Here is a 22,775-nt window from a genome sequence, read left to right on the forward strand (position 1 = left end):
CAATCTAATCTGTTCAATCTTAATTTACACAAATTCATTAAGAAGAGATGGTGAATGTATTGAAAAAGTTTATGGGAGAAGATTTTCTACTAACCACAGAGACTGCGGTCCAATTGTATGAGAATTATGCAAAGGATATGCCGATTATCGACTATCATTGCCATTTAAGCCCGCAAGAGATCTATGAGAATAAGAAATTTAAGAATATTACGGAAGCATGGTTGTACGGTGATCATTATAAGTGGAGAGCCATGAGAGCTAACGGCATTCCGGAACAATATATTACGGGTAACGCTAGTGATTATGACAAGTTTATCGCTTGGGCAAAGACAGTACCAATGCTCATCGGAAATCCACTGTATAACTGGACACATTTAGAGTTACAACGGTTCTTCGGAATCCATGAGGTACTGAACGAACAGAGTGCACCTGCAATCTGGGAAAAGGTGAATGCTCAACTGACGGGTGATGGATTTAGTGCTAGAGACTTGATTGTGAAATCGAATGTTACCGTCATCTGTACAACAGATGATCCAGCCGATACGTTAGAATATCATCAACAGATTAAGCAACTAGATGATTTCAATGTAAGCGTTCTACCTAGTTTTAGACCAGATAAAGGGCTTGAAATTTGCCGAGAAGGATTTCTACCTTGGTTGGATCGATTGTCCACTACCTACGGATCAGCCATTGGAGATTATGAGACACTATTGCAGGCGTTGGAAGCTCGGGTTAGATTCTTCCATTCCATCGGTGGTCGGGTATCTGATCATGCATTAGATACCGTGATGCACGAAGAGTCGACGAGAGAAGAAGCGGGTATTATTTTTGCAAAGGCTCTAAAGGGTGAAGCATTAACTCTTGAAGATGAGAAGAAGTACAAGACATACACGCTTACATTCCTTGGTAAGTTGTACGCTGAGCTTGGTTGGGTGATGCAGCTTCATATGAATGCGCTCAGAAACAATAATACTCGTATGCTAAATGAATTAGGACCTGATACAGGCTATGATTCCATGAATGACAACGATATTGCGAAGCCATTAGTGAAATTTCTGGATGGATTAGAGCAAGAGAATGCATTGCCGAAGACGATTATATATTCATTGAATCCAAGAGATAACTATGCTATTGCTGGTATTATTGGAAGCTTCCAAGGTGGTGGAGTTGCTGGTAAAATACAGTTCGGAACGGCATGGTGGTTTAATGATAATAAAGAAGGTATGCTTGATCAAATGAAGGTATTATCTAACTTGGGCCTATTGAGTCGGTTCGTAGGTATGTTGACGGATTCGCGAAGCTTCCTATCCTACACGCGACATGAATACTTCAGACGTCTAGTATGTCGTTTGATCGGAGAATGGGTGGAGGAAGGAGAAGTACCTCTTGATATGGAGTTATTAGGCTCCATTGTAGAAGGTATTTCGTTCAAGAATGCGAAGGAATACTTTGCATTCTAATTGTTCTAATAGTGCGTGTTCAAAAGGTGACTTTTTGAATAACCTCTAATAAAGGAAGGTACTTACATGTCCGTAACGATTAAAGATATAGCCAAACTGGCCAATGTATCGCATACTACTGTGTCACGCGCACTTAACGATAGTCCGCTTATTAAAGCGGAAACCAAAAGGAAGATCGTGGACCTCGCGGAGCAGTTGAACTATATTCCCGATTACAATGCCAGAAGTTTGGTTATGCAGAAATCGTACACCGTGGGCGTATTCTTCACCAGTATAACGACGGGGACATCCTCCAGCTTCTTCGCAGATGTTATTCGTGGAGTGAACAGTGTCATCAGTGAGAATTACAACTTGTTCGTACGAGGGATCGATAACTATAAGGATTTCCATTCCATTAACAAAAAAAGATTCGATGGTATTATTCTGATGAGTCAAAGTGAAGTGGATAACGCATTTGTATATCATGTTATGCAGAGTGGTATTCCTTTTGTGGTCCTGAATCGGCAGGTGGAGGACCCTTCGATTATTAATATCGTGCCGAATGATAAAGTAGGAGCGTATGAGGCGGTATCGTATCTGATTAAAGAGGGACACGAACGGATCGCGATGATTGAAGGGATAGAAGGCTTTAGGTCAACCCAGGTTCGGAAAGATGGATACCTGGGAGCGCTCATTGAGCATCGAATTCCGATTCGTCATGAGTATCTGCTGCAGGGTAGCTATGATATGGAAAGTGGATATCAAGCACTGGAACGGTTAATAGAACTAGAGTCACGTCCTACGGCGGTATTCTGTTCTAATGATGATATGGCTATTGGTGCTATGAGGGCAGCTTTTGATCATGGGATTAACATTCCCAATGAACTTTCCATTGTTGGATTCGATGATATTGGATTTGCGCACTATATGACACCTGCGTTAACGACAGTGAAGAGACCTATTGAACAGATTAGTATTGAAGGTGCGAAGAAAATACTTCAGTTGATCAATGAACCGAATCAACCAGGAGAGCTCATATTTGTCGACACAGAACTGAAGATTCGCGATTCAGTTAAGAAGATGTAGCATGGTGTTAGGGGTTAACAAAATATAAGCTGTGGTGTGCAGTTTGTGGGAGAGATATGAAACCTGCAAACTGCACTAAGACTAGTTAGAAATGTGAAATAAATCACAAATGTAATTGGGATGCACATCATTGAATTAGCTTGATTACATTAAATTGTTAACGTGTGCATGAGTACATTAATATACACATGAATATATTTGAATGGAGGGATTAGTATGCAATCTTTAAATCGAAATACATGGTCTCATAATGCAACCTATCAGGAGAAAGTAGTACAGTTCGGTGAAGGTAACTTTCTAAGAGCATTTGTGGATTGGATGGTTGATGTGATGAATCGGGAGGCTGGGTTCAATGGCAGCGTCGTTGTCGTTCAGCCATTAGCACAAGGACTTGTCGATAAGCTGAATGAACAGGATGGGCTTTATACGCTTTTCTTACAAGGGATGAAGGATAGAGTAGCTGTGAAGGAACACTCTGTTATCAATAGCGTCAGCAGGGGAATCAATCCATACACGGACCATTCAGCATATATGGCATTGGCGTCTAGCCCCGAACTTCGATTCGTCGTCTCCAATACGACAGAAGCGGGGATTACCTATGATCCTAACGATAAACTTGAGGATCAACCTCAGAACAGTTTCCCTGGTAAACTGACGGCATTCCTTTATCAACGGTATCTTGAACTCCAAGGACATGAGGATAAAGGACTGATCATTATTCCTTGTGAGCTAATTGATCATAACGGGGATAAGCTGAAAAAGATTGTCCTACAGTATTCAACACTGTGGAATCTCGAGCAAGAGTTCGTTGACTGGGTTGAGAAGTGTAACACATTCTGTTCAAGTCTAGTGGATCGAATTGTGCCTGGATACCCTAAAGATTCCATAGCTGAAATAACAGAAGAGTTAGGATATGAAGATGGGCTTGTCGTCGTTGGAGAACAATTTCATCTATGGGTAATTGAAGGGCCTCAATGGATAAAGGGAGAATTCCCAGCAGAGGCTGCGGGATTAAATGTTCTCATCGTTGATGACATGGCACCGTATCGAACACGAAAGGTGAGAATATTGAACGGTGCACATACAGGGATGATGCCCGTAGCTTACCTATATGGTCTGAACACCGTAGGAGAGTCTATTGATCATGAAGTTGTTGGCAAGTACGTTAGGGAGATGCTTGAACAGGAGATCATACCGACACTTGATTTACCACGAGAAGAGCTAGAGTCTTTTGCTGAAGCTGTTATTGAACGATTCCGTAATCCTTTTGTCCAACATTATCTTATGAGTATATCACTCAATTCGATCTCTAAATTCAAAACAAGGAACCTACCATCACTCTTAGAGTACGTGAACAGAACTTCCGAGATTCCATCCAAATTAGCATTCTCTCTTGCCGCTCTTATGATGTTCTATCAAGGGAAAAGAGGGGAAGAGACATATCAAGTGTCGGATGATGCCCCCAATCTTGAATTCTATCAAGCTCTGTGGGGTTCATGGGATGGTTCAATGATTGGCCTTGAGCAAGTTGTAATGAGCGCACTTGGCAATAAGGCGCACTGGGATACGGACCTGAACATCGTTCCTGGATTGAGTCATTCAGTATTGAAATATGTTGTGAATATCAACCAATTAGGAATGGAAGAAGCGTTGCAATTACTGATGCAGGAATAAGGGGTGACCATGGATGAAAGGAAGTATGAGAATTAATGTGAATGATAATGTGGCTGTGGCATTGAGAGAATTGCATGAAGGTGAAAAAGTTGAGGTCGGCGATCAGATGATTGTTGTGAAAGACAAGGTTGTTCGTGGCCATAAATTTGCGATTACCTCGATCGAACCACATCAAAACGTTGTGAAATATGGTTTTCCCATTGGTCATGCGACAGCGGAGATCGAAGTTGGGGAATGGGTTCATACCCATAATACCAAGACGAATCTTCAAGGAATCGAGGAGTATGAATATCGCCCACGCTTTAGTGTGAATCCTTTTGAAATGAGGAACCTGACCTTTAAAGGATATAGACGCCTCAATGGTAAGGTGGGCATTCGTAATGAGCTTTGGATTATACCCACAGTGGGTTGTGTGAATGGTGTGGCTGAGGGGATCTTGAAGAGGTTCGTGAAGGAGGTTGGAGATATAACTCCTTTCGAGAACACGCTGGTCCTTAAGCATAATTATGGCTGTTCTCAGCTTGGTGACGACCATGTGAATACAAGCACTATACTCCAAAATGCTGTTCGACATCCGAATGCGGGTGGAGTGTTAGTTCTTGGTCTAGGTTGCGAGAATAACGAGATGCAATCATTCAAAGAGTCATTAGGTAAGGTTGATACTGATCGTGTGAAGTTTCTAGTATCCCAAGATGTATCGAATGAGATCGAGGAAGGGGTTAAGTTACTCCATGAAATCTACAAGGCAGCAAAGGCAGACCTACGGGAGGATGTTCCATTATCGGAGCTTACGATTGGCTTGAAATGTGGCGGTTCTGATGGTTTCTCTGGTATTACAGCGAATCCATTACTAGGTCGATTGTCAGATTTCCTTGTAGCACAGGGAGGAACCACGGTCTTAACTGAAGTGCCAGAAATGTTCGGAGCAGAGACATTGTTAATGGAGCGAGCAGCGAACGAGCCGGTGTTTCACAAAATTGTGGCGTTAATTAATGATTTCAAGCAATATTTCATGGAGTATAAGCAGCCTGTCTATGAGAATCCTTCCCCGGGAAATAAAGCGGGCGGGATTACGACATTAGAAGATAAGTCACTTGGGTGTACACAAAAAGCAGGAACTTCCATGGTTATGGATGTATTGAAATACGGTGAGACACTGCAGAAGAAAGGGCTGAACCTTCTGAGTGCTCCGGGCAACGATCTCGTTGCATCTTCAGCATTAGCCTCAGCGGGATGTCAGCTCGTATTATTCACAACGGGAAGAGGAACCCCATTTGGGACCTTTGTTCCAACCGTTAAAGTATCCACCAATTCAGCGATATATGATCAGAAGGGTCATTGGATCGATTACAATGCAGGAACACTTGTAGAGGATACTGCACCTGATGAAGTATTGGAAAACTTCGTGTACTATATTATTTCGATTGCGAGTGGTGAACAGGTGAATAATGAGAAGAATGATTTCAGGGAAATTGCTATTTTTAAATCGGGGGTAACTTTGTAATTGCGTGATCACAAGGTGACTTTTTGAACAACAATATAAGTATATCCGCTAGGCGTCTCTTATGCATGTTATCTGTATCGTAGTATGTGGTATATTGAGATGCAGAGTTTAATATTTCAGCATGAGAGAAAGAAGGAGTAAGGGTGTCACGTCTTGTATATTTAGCACTTATAGTACTTAGTCTCATATGGGGCGGTTCGTTCTATTTCATCAAAATGCTTCTTCAGGATTTCGGTCCTTGGGGTATTGCCTTTCTAAGATCTGGAGCGGGCTTGCTCACCATCGTATTAATAATGCTCCTGTTAAGGAAGCCATTTGGCTTGCGTAGCATCTCATGGATTCCCATGACAGTGATGGCCTTGATCAATACAGCCTTTCCGTGGGCACTCATCGGATTGAGCGAGACACGCTTGCCAAGTAGCATGGCATCGGTATTGAATACTACGACTCCGGTGTGGACTATTATTGTGGGTGTGTTATTTTTCGGATCTGTATCCAGTAGGAGACAGTGGCTAGGAATAGGGATCGCAACGCTAGGTATTATTGTATTACTAGATATCAATCCTACAACGCTCATTTCGATGGATGTGTTTGGGTTTGGTTGTATGGTTGCAGCGACAATTTGTTATGCGATTGGATCGCAACTATCCAAGAATATTCTTACAAAAGGGTATTCGATGTATCAGGTGACCTTTGGAACTTTGCTATGTACGATGATGGCAAGTGGAAGCATGGCTTTCGCTACGGAGGGAGTCTCCTTTTCGAAGCTTGCTTCGGGTTCAAATATTCTAATGATTATTGGGTTAGGTGTGTTTGGATCAGGGATCGCGTATATACTGTTCTATTTCATGATTCAAAAAGGAAGCCCAGAGTTTGCAACGATGGTGACGTATCTCGTTCCTTGCACCGCTGTTATTTGGGGATATACTTTATTGAATGAACATATAAAATGGACCTTATTGGTGGGATTAATGATTATTCTTGTCGGGGTCTTCATAGCAAGTCGTAAACCAAAGGGACTAAAGTCGCTATCTCTTGGTCACTCCTCGGATTGACCCGAGGATCAATAAGAATTAGCGTTAAGAAGGAAAAGCCTTTCTCGGACATAACAATTGTGTGAAATCACATCGTTGTGTCGAGAAAGGCCTTTTTTATAAATATAAGAACTTATCTTGGAGTTAGAAATCCAACAAAGGAAAGCTATCCTTACGAAATTTCTCGACGGTAGCATTTAGCTTATAGTTGTTATCTTTCAGAACATCCATGTAGGATTGAAGTTTCTTTAAATAACCGCTATTTGTAGTTCCCTCCTTAGCGAGCAGAGATAAATAGGTATCTTTGGCTTCTGGATTCATTGTTTTGGATTCATAATCAAATAGTGGCGTATTGTTCTGTCCATAGACTGTATTGATTACATATTGTTGATATAAGTTTTGTACCTGTTTCGTGCGGTTAGAGTTAGTATACAATTTCACAAATGATTCTTGTGATAGTGCACGCGTGGTGACTTCCTCCCAGCTAATGATAAGAGCAGCATCCTTAGCTGGTGGATTAGCAGATTCGACCGCCATGATGTCGATGTAGCTCTTAATATCCTTCATAACATAGGGACGGTAATTCGCAAAACCTTCATAGTCAATGACTGGAAAGAAGGTTCCTTCTGCGGTCTCGAGTTTAAATCCACTATCTTGAGCACCTTGAAATAGTGTGCGTAGGGTTGGATTTGTGGTTCGTGCAATCAGAGTGCCGAAGGTGTCATTCTGCTTATATAACTTCGCAATGTTCTCCTGGATGGTTCCAACAAAGAATTTATTAACCCATGCCTCAAACTCTGCTCGTTGAGCATTCTCAAGTCGAAGTGTCATCAGAGTCGCCTGATAAGAGTTAACTTCATAAATATGAGACTTGAGAAAAGTATGGGATTCCTTGAGTTGGTTAGGTTGTTGTACTAACTTCAAAAACGTATTGTATACATGATTGGCACGGTTTGTAGCTATCGAAGATGGAGCTGTTGCAGCGGTATTGTTAGATGAGTTGGTGGTTGATAATTCACCTGAAGCATTCACGTCTGCGGCTCCTGAGGTCTGTACGGTAACCATTAGAGCAAGAATAGCAGCAGTAATTGTAAAAGATTTAATTTTCATTAGGTTATTTCCCCCTTTTAAACAGAATGATCGATCCTACTAAACCTATGAAGGCAATAAGAAGGCTAGCCCATGGCTGAACAGTAAAGACTGGCAAGAGATTTCCAAACAGGTAACCAATCATCAAGATAACAACCATGACGGCAACGAATATACCGATGGTCTTTAAATTTATTCTAGGCTTCGCATTCGTTTCCTCTTCATTCCCCCTATTCAGTAACTTGGTAACCGCCTCGATCAATAGAATGGAACCAAGGGCAATAATAATGAGTGAAAAGAGACTGATTTGATTAAAGGTAGTCATCGTTCCACCTAACCATTGTGCAGTGAAGCCTACCAATGCTTCCATGAAGAAGAACATCGTCAATGCAACCCAAGGAATCATAATATAGTATTGAATACCGGTGATCGTCTTTCTTTTAGCAAGAGTAGCGACTTGGGTACGGCTATACTCGACAGCATCTACTCCTAATAACTGACGTGCGTTGATGCCTTTTTGTTGCGCTTCTAGCACTTGATGTGCTAATTTCAACAGTAATTGTTCGCTTTGAGTTCGATCTGCCTCGCTACTGCGGAAGTAGACCACGATGTCTTCGTAGTAATCTTTATTATCAGGTGTCATTTGTTCTCTTAATTTATTATTTTCTTTAATCATTTCTTTCATTGTCATTGTGAACTCCTCCATCTACTTCAAGTATAGGAATACGGAAGATCGTTTGCAATATAATCGGTGGATATGGATGCAAGTAATTGCTGTATCATCCCTGATGTTTTGCCTGTTATGGATAATAGAGGTATCATTATAAGAATGATAAGGTATCATCATCACCATAAAGGGGTACGTTACATGATCAATTTACAGGAAATGCGGAATAAGATCATGGAGTCTGATAAGCATTCTGTATCAGCATTCGTGGGAATGTTCAGACCGATTGATTTGGCAGAGTGTTTGGAACAATTGAATAGAGAAGAACAACTCATATTAGTGGAATTACTCCCGCCGGGAGAGTCTGCTGAAATACTGGAGTATCTGGAACCTCTGCTCCAGTATCAAATTCTTTATCATCTGGAGGGAAGTTTGACTTCACAGGTGCTAAACGAGATGTCCGGCGATGAAGTAGTGGATATGATGTTGGCTATACATCGATATCAGGCGGAGAAGTTACTCGATTTACTTCCAGAGGATTATCGTCGGAAGGTTCAGACGTTAATGACATTTCCCGAGCAGACTGCGGGAAGCTTGGCTACGATTGATTATATTGCAGCGAGCAATACGTGGACCATTGAATCAACATTAGCGCACATCCGAAAAGTTGGGCGTAAAGCCGAAATCATGACCTATATTTATGTGATAGGGATCAAGGGTGAGCTTCTAGGTGTAGTTTCATTGAAAAAAATCATCTTAGCAGAACCTGAAACACAATTGATGGAAATTATGGACGAGGCTATTTCTGTGCCTGCTACGATGGAGCAAGAGGAAGCTGCTGAGCTTTTATCTCGTTACGATTTGGTTGCGCTTCCTGTTGTTGACACCCAAAACCGGCTTATTGGGGCAATCACAGTGGATGACCTGATTGATGTCATGCAAGAAGAAGCAACGGAAGATATTCAAAAGTTAGGTGGAAGTCAGCCGTTAGAAAATGCTTACTTAAAAACCTCGGTGTTTCACTTATACAAGAAGCGGATTGTATGGCTATTAATATTGTTTGCTGCCGAAGCCTATACGGGTTCTGTATTAAGGCACTATGAAGCAACACTATCAGAAGTGATATCATTGGCTTTCTTTATTCCATTGTTAATTGGTACAGGAGGTAACACCGGAACCCAGACTGTGGCGACATTGGTACGAGCGCTTGCTGTTGGAGAAGTAGCTTTTCGAGATATATTTAAGGTGATCAAGAAGGAATTTAGCGCTGCGTTCATGACGGGTGCGACTATTTCGATCATTGCATTCCTACGAGCGTCGATGCTTGGCGTAGAATCGAATATTGGATACGTTGTGGGTATCACAGCGATGCTCATCGTATTATGGGCTTCGTTGGTCGCAGCCATTCTACCACTCATCTTGCATAAATTGAAGGCGGATCCCGCAGTCATCTCAGGACCGCTCATTACTACGTTAGTGGATGGAACGGGTCTAATCATCTACTTCAGCGTTGCTAAACTAATATTAAATCTTTAAAAAGTTTTCTAGCCTCCTACATCGGGAGGCTTTTTTCTTGCGTACTAAATAGATTGACATACCCTTTTTAACGATGTTAAAATAAAAGTATCAATACACACTAAACCAATCGGATTTATTGTAATATAGAAGTTGAGGGGGAATACGGTATGGAACGTCACATCATTATTAGACATAAACAAGAGGAGTTAACAGCGAATATTCATTATCCGTCTTCAATAACAAAGAAAGAGGGACGAAGCACAGAACGAGTTCCTCTAGTTGTCATATGCCATGGATTCGTAGGGAATCGTATCGGTGCGGATCGTTTATTCGTGAAAACTGCACGCGATCTAGTAGAAGATGGCTATATGGTTGTTCGATTTGATTATATCGGTTGCGGAGAGAGCACGGGCGATTATGGTCAAGAAGGATTAGAATCCATGATTGATCAGACTCGTACTGTACTCGATTATACTCTTGCTTGTGCTGATGTGGATCCAACACGTGTTACTCTAATTGGACACAGTTTAGGTGGGGCCGTTGCCATACTAACTGCGGGACGTGATCGTAGAGTTAAGAATCTCGTATTATGGGCATCTGTGGGTTACCCATTTAATGATATTGTCAAAATAACCAGTCGAGAAGTATATGATACAGCGGTTAAGACAGGTTCTTCTGACTATTTGGGATATGAATTAAGCCCTAATTTCTTCGAATCACTCGCACCATTCCAACCTTTCCAACAGGCAAGTAATTTCAATGGAAATGTGTTAGTTATACACGGAACATCGGATGATTCGATTCCCGTAGATTACGCGTTCTTATTTCAGAAAATATTCTGGATGCGGTCAGAAGGGCGTTGTGATAAAGAAATTATATTTCAAGCGGATCATACCTTCTCTTCGGGATCACACCGGGAGATATTACTTCAGCGGACGAAAAATTGGTTGAATGAACAAGAGAAAAATCAACAAGAATGGCATAATTGGACGATTTAGCATTTTAAAGGTAATTTTTATTGTCAATATGCCTCCATAAGCTGTAAAATAGTGAGTAGCAACGTATACTAGTGTATGGAGGTTGACATCGATGACATTACCTTCTTTATTTGTAGCTCACGGCTCGCCAATGCTAGCTTTGGAAGAGCATGAATATGCCCACTTTTTGCAAGAACTAAGTCGCCAATTCATGACACCTAAGGCTATCGTGCTATTCTCAGCACATTGGGATACACCTGATCAGTCTATGACTGTAGATGACAACCACAGTACGATGCATGATTTCTACGGATTTCCAGAGGAAATGTATAAGCTTACTTATCCTGTAGCTGGGGATCTCGAACTGAACAAAGAAATAGTTAATATTTTCAAAAAAAATAATTTAAATTATGTACCTGTACAAGGTCGTGGACTTGACCATGGGGCTTGGGTCATTCTACAGAAAATGTATCCAGAAGCTAATATTCCAGTCGTAGAACTATCTGTAGATTCAAAGCGCTCACCGAAGGAACAATATAATATTGGCTCCATGCTTGCAGAGCTTCGCAAGGAAGGTGTGCTGATCATCGCTAGTGGTGGACTGGTCCATAATTTAAGGAAACTCAATAAAGCCGAACATCCAGATGATTGGGCCGTTGAGTTTGACAATTGGATCGCTGAGCAGTTAGAACAGTGGAATTTGAAATCTTTATTCGAATATCAACATAAGGCTCCTTATGTTGATCAAGCCGTTCCTCATTATGGTGTAGAGCATTTCATTCCACTCTTTTATGCGATGGGTGCAGCAGATGATGAACGTAAGGCCAAGCGACTATTCCAAGACTATCAATACGGAAATCTGAGTCTGAACTGCTGGATGTTTGGTTCTGTATCAGATTCGTAATGACTTAACTCAGACCGATAGGTGTATAACATTAAATAGAAGAAGAGCAGGACTTATGATAAGTCCTGCTCTTCTTCTATATTACATAGCACTTTTGGATCTTAGATGAGGAATCTGTGTTGCTGGTGTCTTATCTTTATTGTGGAACAAGCTACGGATATACGGGATTACCCAACGGTCTAGCCCAATACGACCACCATTAGCGGCAGCAACGACGATGAACATTTCCATTAATAACATTTGAACGTTGGTGCTTACTGTTCCCGATAATAAGAAGGCCGAATTCATGACCATGGCCATTAGTGCAGCGAATGTAGTGAACATTCCAAGAATAAGCCCCAGTCCTACTAATGTTTCACCTAATGGAATAAGTACATTGAAGAAATTGACACCTGGTAATGCGGCATGTTCCAAGAATGCGCCCCACCAAGCTTGAACGCTAGGGTTATCACCAGTACTCTTTGCAATAGCACCTTGTAGGAAGCCTCCCGAGTCGAAGCCACTGATTAATTTATGAATACCACCGGTAAACCATTGATAACCTAGATAAATACGGACGAATGTAAGGATCCATGCAACAAACTTATTAGTTCTTAGTGTATGATTAAACATTTGATACCCACTCCTCAGTGTATAGTTATGTGTCTGTGAAAGATGATCATCTTTGATATCCTTAGTATAAGTGAAATCATTCACGTACATATGTGATTTAAATCACAAATTTAAACTATATTTTAAGAATATTAAATATTAAATAAAATTGTTCATAAATAATAGATAATATTGACAGACAAGTAGGACTTTTTATGATTAAATGGATGGAAGGAACGAGAGACTTATTATACAAGGAGGAACAAGCATCAGATGAACCAATTGAAATTAAAGCAAATACTCAGCATCGTACTCATGCTATTTATTCTTTCATCTTGTGCAAGTTCGAAAGAACAAGTAGAGATGCCACTACCTGATCCATCTCCAATAGTAGAAGAAACTGAACCAATAGTGGAAGTTGAGCCTATCAATCAACATACAGCTCTGCTTACGGGGTTACCTATAGAGGAACCCTCGAGCGTACGGCCCATTGCGGTGATGATTAACAATGCTCCAGCAGCTAGACCACAATCTGGATTGAGTAAAGCGGATATCGTCTATGAAGTGCTTGCAGAAGGAGGAATTACGCGACTGGTTGCCATCTTCCAAAGCAACAGTGATGCCGTTACGGTTGGTCCAATACGAAGTATCAGACCTTATCTTATTGAAATAGGAGAGCTGTATCATGGTTTACTTGTGCATGCAGGCGGAAGTCCAGAAGCCTATTCGATCTTACAGAAGCAGAAGAAAGATGATCTAGATGAGATTGGGAAAGCAGGTTCCTTTTTTTGGAGAGATAAGAGCCGTAAAGCGCCGCATAATTTATACTCGGATACGGACAAGCTACGAGCAGGTGCGGATAAATTGAAGTATGCCCAGGATGTGACGATACCAACCTACCCATTCAGGGCGGAGAATGACGTTATAACAGGCGAGAATGCGGAAAAAGTGGACATTACCTTTCTACAGAAAAGCTATATGGTATCCTATGAATACGATGAGGATATGAAGGTCTACAAACGATTCATTAATAGTAAGTCACATATAGATTTAACGAACAATATGCAACTTGAAGCTGCTAATGTCATTGTTATGGGCGCAAACCATCGTGTGCTTGATGATGTGGGAAGGCTCTCTGTCGATATCAATTTAGGTGGCGAAGCGCTGATATTCCAACGTGGGCAGATGATTAAAGGGAATTGGATTCATCGTAAAGATGATGTTATTCGATTTGTTCAGGGTGATCAAGAGATTCCATTGGTTCCGGGCACGACTTACATAAATATTGTACCCAATGATCCTTCCTTTGATAGTCATGTGACCGTGTCGAATTCTTCATTATAATAAGAAAAATCGTCCTAATTTGTCATAATAAATGGAGTTTTGACACGAAAAATATGCTATTGTAAAATATAATGACGAACTTTGTAAAAAAAACGAATTTGATTACACAAAAAAGATTCGGATTGTGGTAGAATAACAGGGTTGTCATTTGAATTTGTGGGTTGTATTTATGGCAATATTTCTGTAAAGGGGTAATCAAATGAGATTTAAGAAGAAGAAGGACATTTTTTTTGAAACGATGGAGAACATGGCAGATAAGATTGTACAAGCTGCTGATTATTTTGCTGAGAATGTTGCGGATTTCAAAGATGTCAATGTATTTGCAACTCAAATGAAAAAGTATGAGTCTGAGTGCGATGAGTTTACACACATCATAATAATAGAACTCAACAAAACGTTTATTACGCCGATTGATCGAGATGATATTTTGGCGCTTACATCTAGCTTAGATGATGTAATAGACGGATTAGAAGCTACAGCTTCCCGATTCTATATGTATAACCTTGATGCACCTGACGAGTATATCGTGCAGTTTGCAGAGATATTACGTCAGTCTGCTTATGTCATACAGAAAGCAATTCATTTGCTATCACAGAAGAAGTTGCTTGCTATTCGCGAATACACTATTCGTTTGAATGATCTAGAGAACCAAGGGGACGACCTCCTTCGAATTTGTATCAAGAATTTGTTCGCAACCGTTAGTGATCCTATCGAATTGATTAAGAAGAAAGAAATTTATGAACGTCTAGAGCAAACTACGGATACATGTGAAGACGTGGCTAATATGTTGGAATCAATTATTATGAGCAACTCTTAAGGGGTTTACAAACATGGAAACGTCATTATTTGTTTTAGGCATCGTTATCTTTCTAGCTTTAGCATTTGATTTTATTAATGGATTTCATGATACAGCCAATGCTATAGCAACATCAGTCTCTACTCGTGCGTTGAAGCCGAGAGTGGCTATTATTATGGCTGCTAGTATGAACTTCCTCGGGGCTATCATGTTTACGGGTGTAGCCAAGACCATCGGGGGGAGCATAGCTGACCCTGCAATGCTCGATAACGGGATACAGGTAATCATTGCGACTCTACTTGCCGCTATAATCTGGAATTTGGTGACGTGGTGGTTCGGGATTCCATCATCCTCATCACATGCGTTAATTGGTGCATTGGCAGGGGGAGTACTCGTAGGAGCTGGGTCTGATCAAGTGAATTGGGGAGGATTTATAGGCATCGTTAAGGTGCTTATCTTCTCCCCATTAATCGCATTCGCTATCGGGTACATCTTTATGACACTTTTGAAATGGATATTTGCGAATAAGAGTCCCCACTCTGTGAATAAGGGTTTTCGTTCAATGCAGATTGTGACGGCGGCACTACAATCATTTACACATGGAACGAATGATGCGCAGAAGGCGATGGGAATTATGACATTTGCTCTAGTCACATCAGGAAGGCTTGACACATTTGAGGTACCGCTATGGGTTAAGTTATCTGCAGCAACCGCCATGGCGCTTGGTACTTCCGTTGGTGGATGGAAAATTATCAAAACGATGGGAACTAAAATCTTTAAAATCGAACCGATTAATGGCTTTGCGGCAGATATGACTGGAGCTTCGGTCATATTAACAGCAACGGTTCTTCACATGCCTGTAAGTACAACACATGCCATTACGTCAGCCCTATTAGGTGTTGGTAGTGCTAAACGGGTCTCTGAAGTGAAATGGTCGCTTGCGGGACGAATTATTATTACATGGTTTATTACGATTCCAATTTCGGGGCTACTTGCAGGTTTGATATTTATGATCTTATTCTAAATGATGAGGGCCAATCGCTGAAGGTTGGCTTTTTTTTATATTGAAGGACGAGGGAACTTACCAGAAAGGAAAAATGATGATTAGGACACTTGCCATTACCCATTCGCATGAAGTGAAAGTCGGGATACCATTAGAAGAAATTCATAGGGATGACTATGCATGGATCTGGACAGATTTCAGTTCTCCTACACCAGAGGAAGCGGAACTATTAGATACATATTTTCATTTTCATCCACTGGCTATCGAGGACTGTATACATGTACTGCAACGACCGAAGCTGGACTTTTATGATGATTTACAGTTTTTTGTTCTCCATGCGCTAAATCCCGATACGTTAAAGGTGGAGGAAGTAGACCTGTTTCTAGATCATAATTTACTGGTTTCCTTTCACCATCGACATCTGTCTGAAATTGACGACGCATGGTCACAAGTTATTCAACATGCCCATGAGCGTAAAATATGGTCTCGAGGACCCGTAGGCTGTGCATATACTTTGATTGATATGATGGTAGATCGTTATTTCCCATCACTCTATAGTATTGAAGATGAGTTGGCAGAACTTGAGAACCAAGGGAGTAATGAATCAGTCGAAGAATTGATGAATCAAGTGTTTGATTTACGAGGAAGACTATTGAAACTACGACGGACCATTGTTCCGATGCGGGACCTTATGTATCGAATTATTAATTCCCAACATATAAAGAATAGCGGAGAGCATACGGTGTATTTTGCCGATATTTATGATCATTTGATCAAGTTAACCGACATGATTGAGGCTGACCGCGAAATGACGGCTGATTTGCGCGATAGCTATATTTCGCTTAATTCCAATCGAATGAATGCCATTATGAAGACGCTGACTGTCATTACGGTCATCTTCATGCCTTTGACTTTAATTGCAGGTATTTACGGAATGAATTTCATTAATATGCCGGAACTTAACTGGAAATACGGCTATGCTATCGTGATGGTCATGATGTTCCTGCTCGGCGCTGGGATGGTGATGTGGTTCATTCGACGTGGCTGGTTTAAATAGGAAGAGTGCTGTTGTATAAATGCGGCACTCTTCCTGGGATACATGGTGGAGTGTACATAAGGGAAAGCTGACTTTACTTTTTTGTGTAGGTTGAGCGCTTCTTGATCTGCTTGGTGGTGTTTGTGGATGTACGACGTGAAGTCTGTTGACGCTTAGTAGTAGATGACTTCTTACGCCGACGTTTAGAGGGAGTATAGTATATGTCGTCGCCTTCTGCGGAATTTTTTTTGGTCTTACCTTTACCAAAGGAGCCCATCATTAATTTTATCATGGGAGCCATTTGTGTGACACCAGCCATGACTTTCTGGAACTTCCCCATGGAGCCGACAATTCCGTCAATACCTCCCATTCTGTCGATCACACCTTTGAGTTCTCCTAGACTAGCAAGAGAGAATCCACCTGCTTTGGCAGCAGTTTCCGCAACAGGTAATACTGTCGTAGCGGCTGCCGCTGCGGGATCAATCCATTCAGCAGCACCTAATTCGTTCAGCCCACCTCCTTGATATGGTGTTAACCCGGATGCTCCAAGTTGAGGAACTTCTCCTAAGGAATCAATTCCAGGGTATGAATTGTTGTATGAAGGCGAAGAGAAAGGACCGAGTGAACGCTGGTTGCTCGGAGAAATACGATGGTAGTGCTCTGCCATGATTATCACTTTCCTTTTCAGATTGGTTTACAATACTGTATGTGATAGGCGAACATAAAGTATGGACGAATGCCTGGGTAATACGGGATAGGAGCGGAAAAGGGCGTAAGCCTATAGAGGAAGTTCAAAAAGTCATCTTTTGATCACGAAGTATAGCAAGAGGTCTATTCGACATCGAAGATTGAATTCAGCCGGTCCTTCCGGTGCTCACGTAGGTACTGCCTACGCTCCGCTCCTCACTCCCTAGCTTCATCCAATCTTCTCGGTGCTGAAAACCTGACTTTTTGAACTCGTATATAGAGGGAAAATGACTGGATAAACCGTGTTATGTGATGAAATTGTCATTTTACTTTAATGCGTGAAATCGTTAATGCTTGAAAAGATTGTATCGACTAAAGTACAATGGGATTACATAGTAATAGTAGGGGATGATTATCGGTGCAATTAAAGAAGCTCAATGACAAGAACGTGGATCAATTATTTGAAGCGATATTAACTCTTAAGAATATAGAAGAATGCTACGTCTTCTTCGATGATCTGTGCACAGTAAATGAAATACAATCACTCTCTCAGAGACTGGAAGTAGCACGTATGTTAGGAAAAGGATCTACATATAATCAAATAGAGGCAGAAACGGGAGCTAGTACAGCTACAATCTCTCGTGTGAAGCGTTGTTTGAATTATGGTAATGATGGCTATAAAATGTCATTGGAACGCTTAGGACGGTAACATCATGAAGAGTCCTGGTATATTAATTATTAGCCATGGGTCCAGAGAATCTTCCTGGGTAGAACTAGTGGATGAAGCTGTGAATCAATTACCGCTACAGGATACTATTCCTGTGGCGGTTTCGTTCTTGGAGTTAGTAGATGGCAGATTGATTCAAGATGGAATAAATTCCCTTGAAGAACAAGGTGTTACTGATATTGTCGTCATACCACTGTTTGTATCTTCAGGCAGTACTCATGTTGATGAAATTGCTTACGCTTTAGGGGTGAAAGAGACGGCGGATTGCGATACCGACCTTGCGCCTTTTCACATTCAAGCTAATATACATTATGGTGTTCCGATGGATGATGATACGGATGTTGCCCAGATGATATGGGATAAGGTGCGAAATCAATCCGTAGAACATGAGCGGGAAGTGATTCTCCTCGTAGGGCACGGAAGTATTTATGATCAATTTCGGCAACGATGGGAGCGGGGGATATCATCACTAGCGGCTAAAGTGCGGGAAATTAGCGATGTGGCCGCCGTAGATTATGCGTTATTGAACCCGGATTCAGTGAAAGAAAGAATGGCATATTGGCAAAGTGAACAAGGGTATGAAGTGATTGTATTTCCACTCTTTTTGAGTGAAGGATATTTCACTCAGAAGGTGATACCGAGACGACTTGATGGATTTGAATATCGCTATTCTGGTGAGGCATTATTGCCACATCCATTATTAACTCATTGGATAGGTAGACAGATTTATGCTATGTTACAAATGATCAAATAATAATAACAGGTGGTTTCTTGTATGAAGAGAGCAAGGTTGATCTATAATCCAACCTCCGGACGAGAGGAAATGAAAAGAAGACTCGCTGATATACTAGAACGACTTGACCAAGGTGGTATTGAGACTTCGGTCCATGCTACGACGGGAGAGGGAGATGCCACTCGTGAAGCTGCCGAATCGGTAGAACGTGGGTATGATCTAATCATTGCCGCGGGTGGTGATGGTACGTTGTATGAAGTGGTCAATGGTATGGCGGGGAAACAGAATCTTCCACCGCTTGGTTTATTTCCGCTGGGAACAACCAACGACTTCGCTCGTGGTCTCGGAATCCCCAAGAGTTGGGAAGATTATTGTGATCTGATTATTCAACAGGAGACAAGACCTATCGATGTAGGTAAAGCGAATGATCGTTATTTCATTAATATTGCAGGTGGAGGAACACTTACAGAATTAACGTATGATGTTCCAAGCAAGCTGAAGACATTAATCGGACAACTGGCCTATTATCTTAAAGGGATTGAGAAGATGGTGCGCTTATCCCCACAGGAACTCATCATTAAGGCTAATGGACAAGAAACTCTGCATGATGAATTCATGCTGTTCCTGATTGCTAATACGAATTCTGTAGGTGGCTTTGAATTACTGGCACCTAGCGCTCGTATTGATGATGGTTTATTTGATGTGATTGCACTAAAGAACTGTTCGCTGCCGGAATTCGTCCGTGTCGTCAGTATGGCGATCCGTGGAGAACATCTGAAAGATAAGAAAGTGATCCATTTCCAAACAGATTATATGGAGGTTACTTCACCTGGTGAAGTGCTACTAAACCTTGATGGGGAACTTGGTGGTTCTCTACCTGGAACATTTGAAATGCTCAAACAGCACTTACAGATTTTTGCGAAATCGTAAGCTAAGCCGTAAGGGATGTTTGATGTGCAAGATTGATGAGAAATGGTATGTATGAATGAGAAGATAAGGAAAGAAGTGAATATAGCATCATGAGAAAAAACCGTAGCGGTCGGCAATCTGATCGTTGGAGCAATCCGGCTCCATTAATCGGATTGCCGGTATCTAAGAATGATGAAGTCTTGATTGACATCATTGGTATGAACCATGACGGAGAAGGGGTAGGCCGGGCAGAAGGCTATACCCTTTTTGTGCAGGGCGCGCTCCCAGGAGAGAAAGTTCGCGTGAAAGTGTTGAAGACGAAGAGACAATATGGCTATGCCAAGCTTGTGGAAATCGTTGTTCAGAGCCCCGACCGCATGGAGGCACCTTGTCCGATCTACGACCAATGTGGTGGCTGTCAGTTGCAACATATGGATTATACAGCACAATTGGCATGGAAGCGCCAGTTAGTATTAGACAACTTAGTGCGCATCGGAAAGTTGAATGTGCTGGATGAAGGACAAAGCGGAGAAAGTATTGGACAAGGAATTACATTACTCCCTACGATCGGAATGAGTGACCCTTGGCGTTACCGCAATAAAGCCCAAGTGCCTATCGGAGAAACCGAGGACGGGCTTGTAGGTGGCTTCTACGCACGAGGGAGTCATCGGATTGTTGACATGGAAGCATGTCTTATACAGCATGAGAATAATGACGAGATCGTCTCCCATATTAAAGCCATTGGTCGTAAGCTTGGCATCACAGCATACGATGAAGAAACAGGACAAGGCCTGCTTCGCCATGTGGTCGTCAAAGTAGCCTTCCGTACCGGAGAAATGATGGTCGTGTTCGTTACAAATGGTGCGAAGATTCCAAACGTAGAGTCTTGGATTGCTGAGATTACAGAGGCTATGCCCGCTGTAACTAGCATCTGTCATAATATCAATACCAAACAGACGAACGTCATCTTCGGAGATAAGACAAGCGTGCTGTGGGGGAATGAAGTCATCTATGATTATATCGGTGACGTGAAATTCGCCATCTCTGCACGTTCTTTCTATCAAGTGAATCCGGTGCAGACCGAAGTGTTATATGGGAAAACGTTGGATTATGCTGGACTTACAGGAGCAGAGACTGTGATCGATGCATACTGTGGCATCGGTACGATCTCGTTATTCTTAGCACAGCATGCGAAGAAGGTCTATGGCGTTGAGATTGTCCCTGAAGCGATTGAAGATGCACGTGCCAACGCTGAGTTGAACGGCATAACCAACGTCGAGTTCGAAGTCGGAGCATCCGAGGATGTCATTCCACACTGGAAAGAGCAAGGAATCACGCCTGACGTGATCGTCGTCGATCCGCCGCGCAAAGGATGCGATCCGCGTTTATTGGAGACGATCCTAGCGATGCAGCCGGAGCGGGTTGTGTATGTGAGTTGTAATCCCTCGACGTTAGCGAGGGATTTGAGGGTGCTTGAGGATGGCGGGTACCGCACGGTTGAGGTGCAGCCAGTGGATATGTTCCCGCATACGGTGCATGTGGAGTCAGTGGCTTTGTTGGTGAGGAATTTTGTAAAGAATTAATAAACCCGTGATATTATAAATAAAGCCGTGCTAAAAATCGAATAAAGTCGTGATAAAACCATCAAATCGCTAAATGGAGCACGGCGTAACCCCAGATCCATGCGATTCCGCAGAGCCGACCGATTTTCAGGATTTCCTCCTGCCTTTCGCTCGGCTTTTTTTATCTTTCTTTTACTCAGCCCACCCTCGCCTCATCACCAAAGTCCTTTTTTCTCAGTCATTTCCCCTCTCTCTTTAGTAAAAGCCCATGACGATGGTTGGGTGTATCCTGGTGGGATAACTGAAGTTGGAGAAAACCTGATTGATGGCGTGATTCGTGAAATCAAAGAGGAAAGTGGAATAGACGCCACTGTTAGCAATTTAATTAGTGTTGTTTCGAATACAGCGATCCATAAGTGGTATGACGGTGTGACTGATGTTCCTACGAAGGTCATGTTTGATTTCGTGTGCAAAGCTGTGGGTGGAGAGTTAGCTACTTCTAATGAAACGAGCGATTGCAGGTGGGTTCCAAAGGAAAATGTTCTGGATTTGATTACTTTACCCGCAATCCGCATGCGTTATGAAGCCTATTTGAACTTTAACGGCTCTGTGAATTATATAGAGTTTGTCCCTGCGACAACGTCAGAATGTAACGTCAAGCTTCATAGGCATGTTTAGTTGTACGAGGGCTCGTGTTTTAAGAATCTTTGTACTAACGGGCAGGATTGATTAACAGAATGTGGAATTATAATTATAATTTGGATTCTTTAGGAGGGTATTGAATGAAAGTAAGACTAAGCGATTTTAATGAGAATTGGGCAAAACTTTATCAAGATGAAGTTGATTTTCTAAGAACTATATTTACGGATGAAATCGTACGTTTCGAGCATTTTGGAAGCACTTCAATACCAGGCTTACAAGCGAAGCCTGTAATTGACATGATGTGTATTGTAAAAGACATTAACAATGTTGATTTACATAACGATAAAATGAATCAGATCGGATATGATGTGGCTGGAGATTGGGGCATCCCTGGAAGAAGGTTATTCCGAAAGGGTGGTGAAGAAAGGACTCATCACATTCATTTTTATCAAACAGACAACCCACAAATTGAACGGCATCTTATATTTAGAGATTATCTGAGATGTCATCCTGAAGAAGTAGCAAGATACAGTCGGTTTAAGGAAGAATTAGCTGAACGTTTTGAAAACACAAGTGAATATAGCCCAGCAAAAAAAACATTTGTTATGGAAATGGAACAACTTGCACTATCTTGGTACAGTAAAAACCAAGAAAATAATTAATATGTTATTGAGCTAACGGGACACGATAGTGCAGGATCCTGCCTGAGTGGAACTCCTTTCGTTTATTAAAGTAACGGGCAGGATAATGTAATATTCCATCATGCAACCGGCGAAATATTCGGTTGCATGTTCAGTTCTTGGGTAAATTAGCTCAATAAATTCTATAAATAAGATTATCTATGGTGTAATAT

General features: G+C 41.7%; 22 protein-coding genes. 18 read left to right on the forward strand and 4 right to left on the reverse strand.

The genetic code is table 11. The features are described 5' to 3' along the window. Nucleotides 1-71 precede the first annotated feature (71 nt). The 5 genes from uxaC (at nucleotide 72) to ACP8HI_RS00625 (ending at nucleotide 6,758) form a co-directional block, all read left to right on the forward strand. Nucleotides 72-1,460, forward strand: a complete 1,389-nt coding sequence (gene uxaC / locus ACP8HI_RS00605; RefSeq protein ID WP_438349231.1) for a glucuronate isomerase — start codon at nucleotides 72-74, stop codon at nucleotides 1,458-1,460. A 66-nt stretch (nucleotides 1,461-1,526) separates the two neighbouring features. Continuing rightward, nucleotides 1,527-2,525: a LacI family DNA-binding transcriptional regulator gene (locus tag ACP8HI_RS00610; RefSeq protein ID WP_438349232.1), complete on the forward strand. Its 999-nt coding sequence runs from the start codon at nucleotides 1,527-1,529 to the stop codon at nucleotides 2,523-2,525. 216 nt (nucleotides 2,526-2,741) lie between these two features. Then, nucleotides 2,742-4,199 carry a tagaturonate reductase gene (locus tag ACP8HI_RS00615; protein ID WP_438349233.1) on the forward strand — a complete coding sequence of 486 codons (1,458 nt, stop codon included), beginning with the start codon at nucleotides 2,742-2,744 and terminating at the stop codon, nucleotides 4,197-4,199. 13 nt (nucleotides 4,200-4,212) lie between these two features. Then, nucleotides 4,213-5,703, forward strand: coding sequence for a UxaA family hydrolase (locus tag ACP8HI_RS00620; RefSeq protein ID WP_438349234.1), 1,491 nt, complete (start codon nucleotides 4,213-4,215; stop codon nucleotides 5,701-5,703). A 143-nt stretch (nucleotides 5,704-5,846) separates the two neighbouring features. Continuing rightward, nucleotides 5,847-6,758, forward strand: a complete 912-nt coding sequence (locus tag ACP8HI_RS00625; protein WP_438349235.1) for a DMT family transporter — start codon at nucleotides 5,847-5,849, stop codon at nucleotides 6,756-6,758. A 123-nt stretch (nucleotides 6,759-6,881) separates the two neighbouring features. Here ACP8HI_RS00625 and ACP8HI_RS00630 read toward each other — a convergent pair whose 3' ends face one another. Beyond that, complete coding sequence (locus ACP8HI_RS00630; RefSeq protein WP_438349236.1) at nucleotides 6,882-7,847, reverse strand: hypothetical protein; 966 nt, start codon at nucleotides 7,845-7,847, stop codon at nucleotides 6,882-6,884. Nucleotides 7,848-7,851: 4 nt separating this feature from the next. Next, nucleotides 7,852-8,517, reverse strand: coding sequence for a DUF1129 family protein (locus ACP8HI_RS00635; protein WP_438349237.1), 666 nt, complete (start codon nucleotides 8,515-8,517; stop codon nucleotides 7,852-7,854). A gap of 177 nt (nucleotides 8,518-8,694) precedes the next feature. Here ACP8HI_RS00635 and mgtE point away from each other — a divergent pair, with 177 nt between their 5' ends. From mgtE to ACP8HI_RS00650, 3 genes are all read left to right on the forward strand, one after another. Then, nucleotides 8,695-10,029, forward strand: a complete 1,335-nt coding sequence (gene mgtE, locus ACP8HI_RS00640) for a magnesium transporter (RefSeq protein WP_438349238.1) — start codon at nucleotides 8,695-8,697, stop codon at nucleotides 10,027-10,029. A gap of 149 nt (nucleotides 10,030-10,178) precedes the next feature. Then, on the forward strand, nucleotides 10,179-11,009 hold the full coding sequence (locus ACP8HI_RS00645; protein ID WP_438349239.1) for an alpha/beta hydrolase: 831 nt from the start codon (nucleotides 10,179-10,181) through the stop codon (nucleotides 11,007-11,009). Nucleotides 11,010-11,100: 91 nt separating this feature from the next. Next, on the forward strand, nucleotides 11,101-11,892 hold the full coding sequence (locus tag ACP8HI_RS00650; protein ID WP_438349240.1) for a DODA-type extradiol aromatic ring-opening family dioxygenase: 792 nt from the start codon (nucleotides 11,101-11,103) through the stop codon (nucleotides 11,890-11,892). An 81-nt stretch (nucleotides 11,893-11,973) separates the two neighbouring features. On the opposite strand, the gene ACP8HI_RS00655 is transcribed toward ACP8HI_RS00650, so the two are convergent. Then, nucleotides 11,974-12,504, reverse strand: coding sequence for a DoxX family protein (locus ACP8HI_RS00655; RefSeq protein WP_438349241.1), 531 nt, complete (start codon nucleotides 12,502-12,504; stop codon nucleotides 11,974-11,976). A gap of 252 nt (nucleotides 12,505-12,756) precedes the next feature. Between ACP8HI_RS00655 and ACP8HI_RS00660 the strand changes: the two genes are divergently transcribed. From ACP8HI_RS00660 to corA, 4 genes are all read left to right on the forward strand, one after another. After that, nucleotides 12,757-13,827, forward strand: coding sequence for a DUF3048 domain-containing protein (locus ACP8HI_RS00660; RefSeq protein ID WP_438349242.1), 1,071 nt, complete (start codon nucleotides 12,757-12,759; stop codon nucleotides 13,825-13,827). A 199-nt stretch (nucleotides 13,828-14,026) separates the two neighbouring features. Beyond that, on the forward strand, nucleotides 14,027-14,644 hold the full coding sequence (locus tag ACP8HI_RS00665) for a DUF47 domain-containing protein (RefSeq protein ID WP_438349243.1): 618 nt from the start codon (nucleotides 14,027-14,029) through the stop codon (nucleotides 14,642-14,644). Nucleotides 14,645-14,657: 13 nt separating this feature from the next. Further along, the gene (locus ACP8HI_RS00670) at nucleotides 14,658-15,647 is read left to right on the forward strand and encodes an anion permease (RefSeq protein ID WP_438349244.1); all 990 of its coding nucleotides are present in this window, start codon (nucleotides 14,658-14,660) and stop codon (nucleotides 15,645-15,647) included. Between the two features lie 76 nt (nucleotides 15,648-15,723). After that, the gene (corA, locus tag ACP8HI_RS00675) at nucleotides 15,724-16,683 is read left to right on the forward strand and encodes a magnesium/cobalt transporter CorA (protein ID WP_438351660.1); all 960 of its coding nucleotides are present in this window, start codon (nucleotides 15,724-15,726) and stop codon (nucleotides 16,681-16,683) included. Between the two features lie 73 nt (nucleotides 16,684-16,756). Here corA and ACP8HI_RS00680 read toward each other — a convergent pair whose 3' ends face one another. Beyond that, complete coding sequence (locus ACP8HI_RS00680) at nucleotides 16,757-17,329, reverse strand: tyrosine protein kinase (RefSeq protein ID WP_438349245.1); 573 nt, start codon at nucleotides 17,327-17,329, stop codon at nucleotides 16,757-16,759. Between the two features lie 438 nt (nucleotides 17,330-17,767). Between ACP8HI_RS00680 and ACP8HI_RS00685 the strand changes: the two genes are divergently transcribed. The 6 genes from ACP8HI_RS00685 (at nucleotide 17,768) to ACP8HI_RS00710 (ending at nucleotide 22,584) form a co-directional block, all read left to right on the forward strand. Continuing rightward, nucleotides 17,768-18,058 (forward strand): YerC/YecD family TrpR-related protein, encoded by a 291-nt coding sequence (locus ACP8HI_RS00685; RefSeq protein WP_438349246.1) that lies wholly within the window; start codon nucleotides 17,768-17,770, stop codon nucleotides 18,056-18,058. 4 nt (nucleotides 18,059-18,062) lie between these two features. Continuing rightward, the gene (locus ACP8HI_RS00690) at nucleotides 18,063-18,830 is read left to right on the forward strand and encodes a sirohydrochlorin chelatase (protein ID WP_438349247.1); all 768 of its coding nucleotides are present in this window, start codon (nucleotides 18,063-18,065) and stop codon (nucleotides 18,828-18,830) included. A gap of 21 nt (nucleotides 18,831-18,851) precedes the next feature. Beyond that, the gene (locus ACP8HI_RS00695; protein WP_438349248.1) at nucleotides 18,852-19,739 is read left to right on the forward strand and encodes a diacylglycerol kinase; all 888 of its coding nucleotides are present in this window, start codon (nucleotides 18,852-18,854) and stop codon (nucleotides 19,737-19,739) included. 89 nt (nucleotides 19,740-19,828) lie between these two features. Further along, nucleotides 19,829-21,301: a 23S rRNA (uracil(1939)-C(5))-methyltransferase RlmD gene (rlmD, locus tag ACP8HI_RS00700; protein WP_438349249.1), complete on the forward strand. Its 1,473-nt coding sequence runs from the start codon at nucleotides 19,829-19,831 to the stop codon at nucleotides 21,299-21,301. A 99-nt stretch (nucleotides 21,302-21,400) separates the two neighbouring features. Further along, nucleotides 21,401-21,958: an NUDIX hydrolase gene (locus ACP8HI_RS00705; RefSeq protein WP_438349250.1), complete on the forward strand. Its 558-nt coding sequence runs from the start codon at nucleotides 21,401-21,403 to the stop codon at nucleotides 21,956-21,958. A 104-nt stretch (nucleotides 21,959-22,062) separates the two neighbouring features. Further along, nucleotides 22,063-22,584 carry a GrpB family protein gene (locus ACP8HI_RS00710; RefSeq protein ID WP_438349251.1) on the forward strand — a complete coding sequence of 174 codons (522 nt, stop codon included), beginning with the start codon at nucleotides 22,063-22,065 and terminating at the stop codon, nucleotides 22,582-22,584. Nucleotides 22,585-22,775: the final 191 nt, after the last annotated feature.

The sequence above is a fragment of the Paenibacillus sp. FA6 genome, from assembly GCF_051550225.1.
Taxonomy (GTDB): domain Bacteria; phylum Bacillota; class Bacilli; order Paenibacillales; family Paenibacillaceae; genus Paenibacillus_AQ.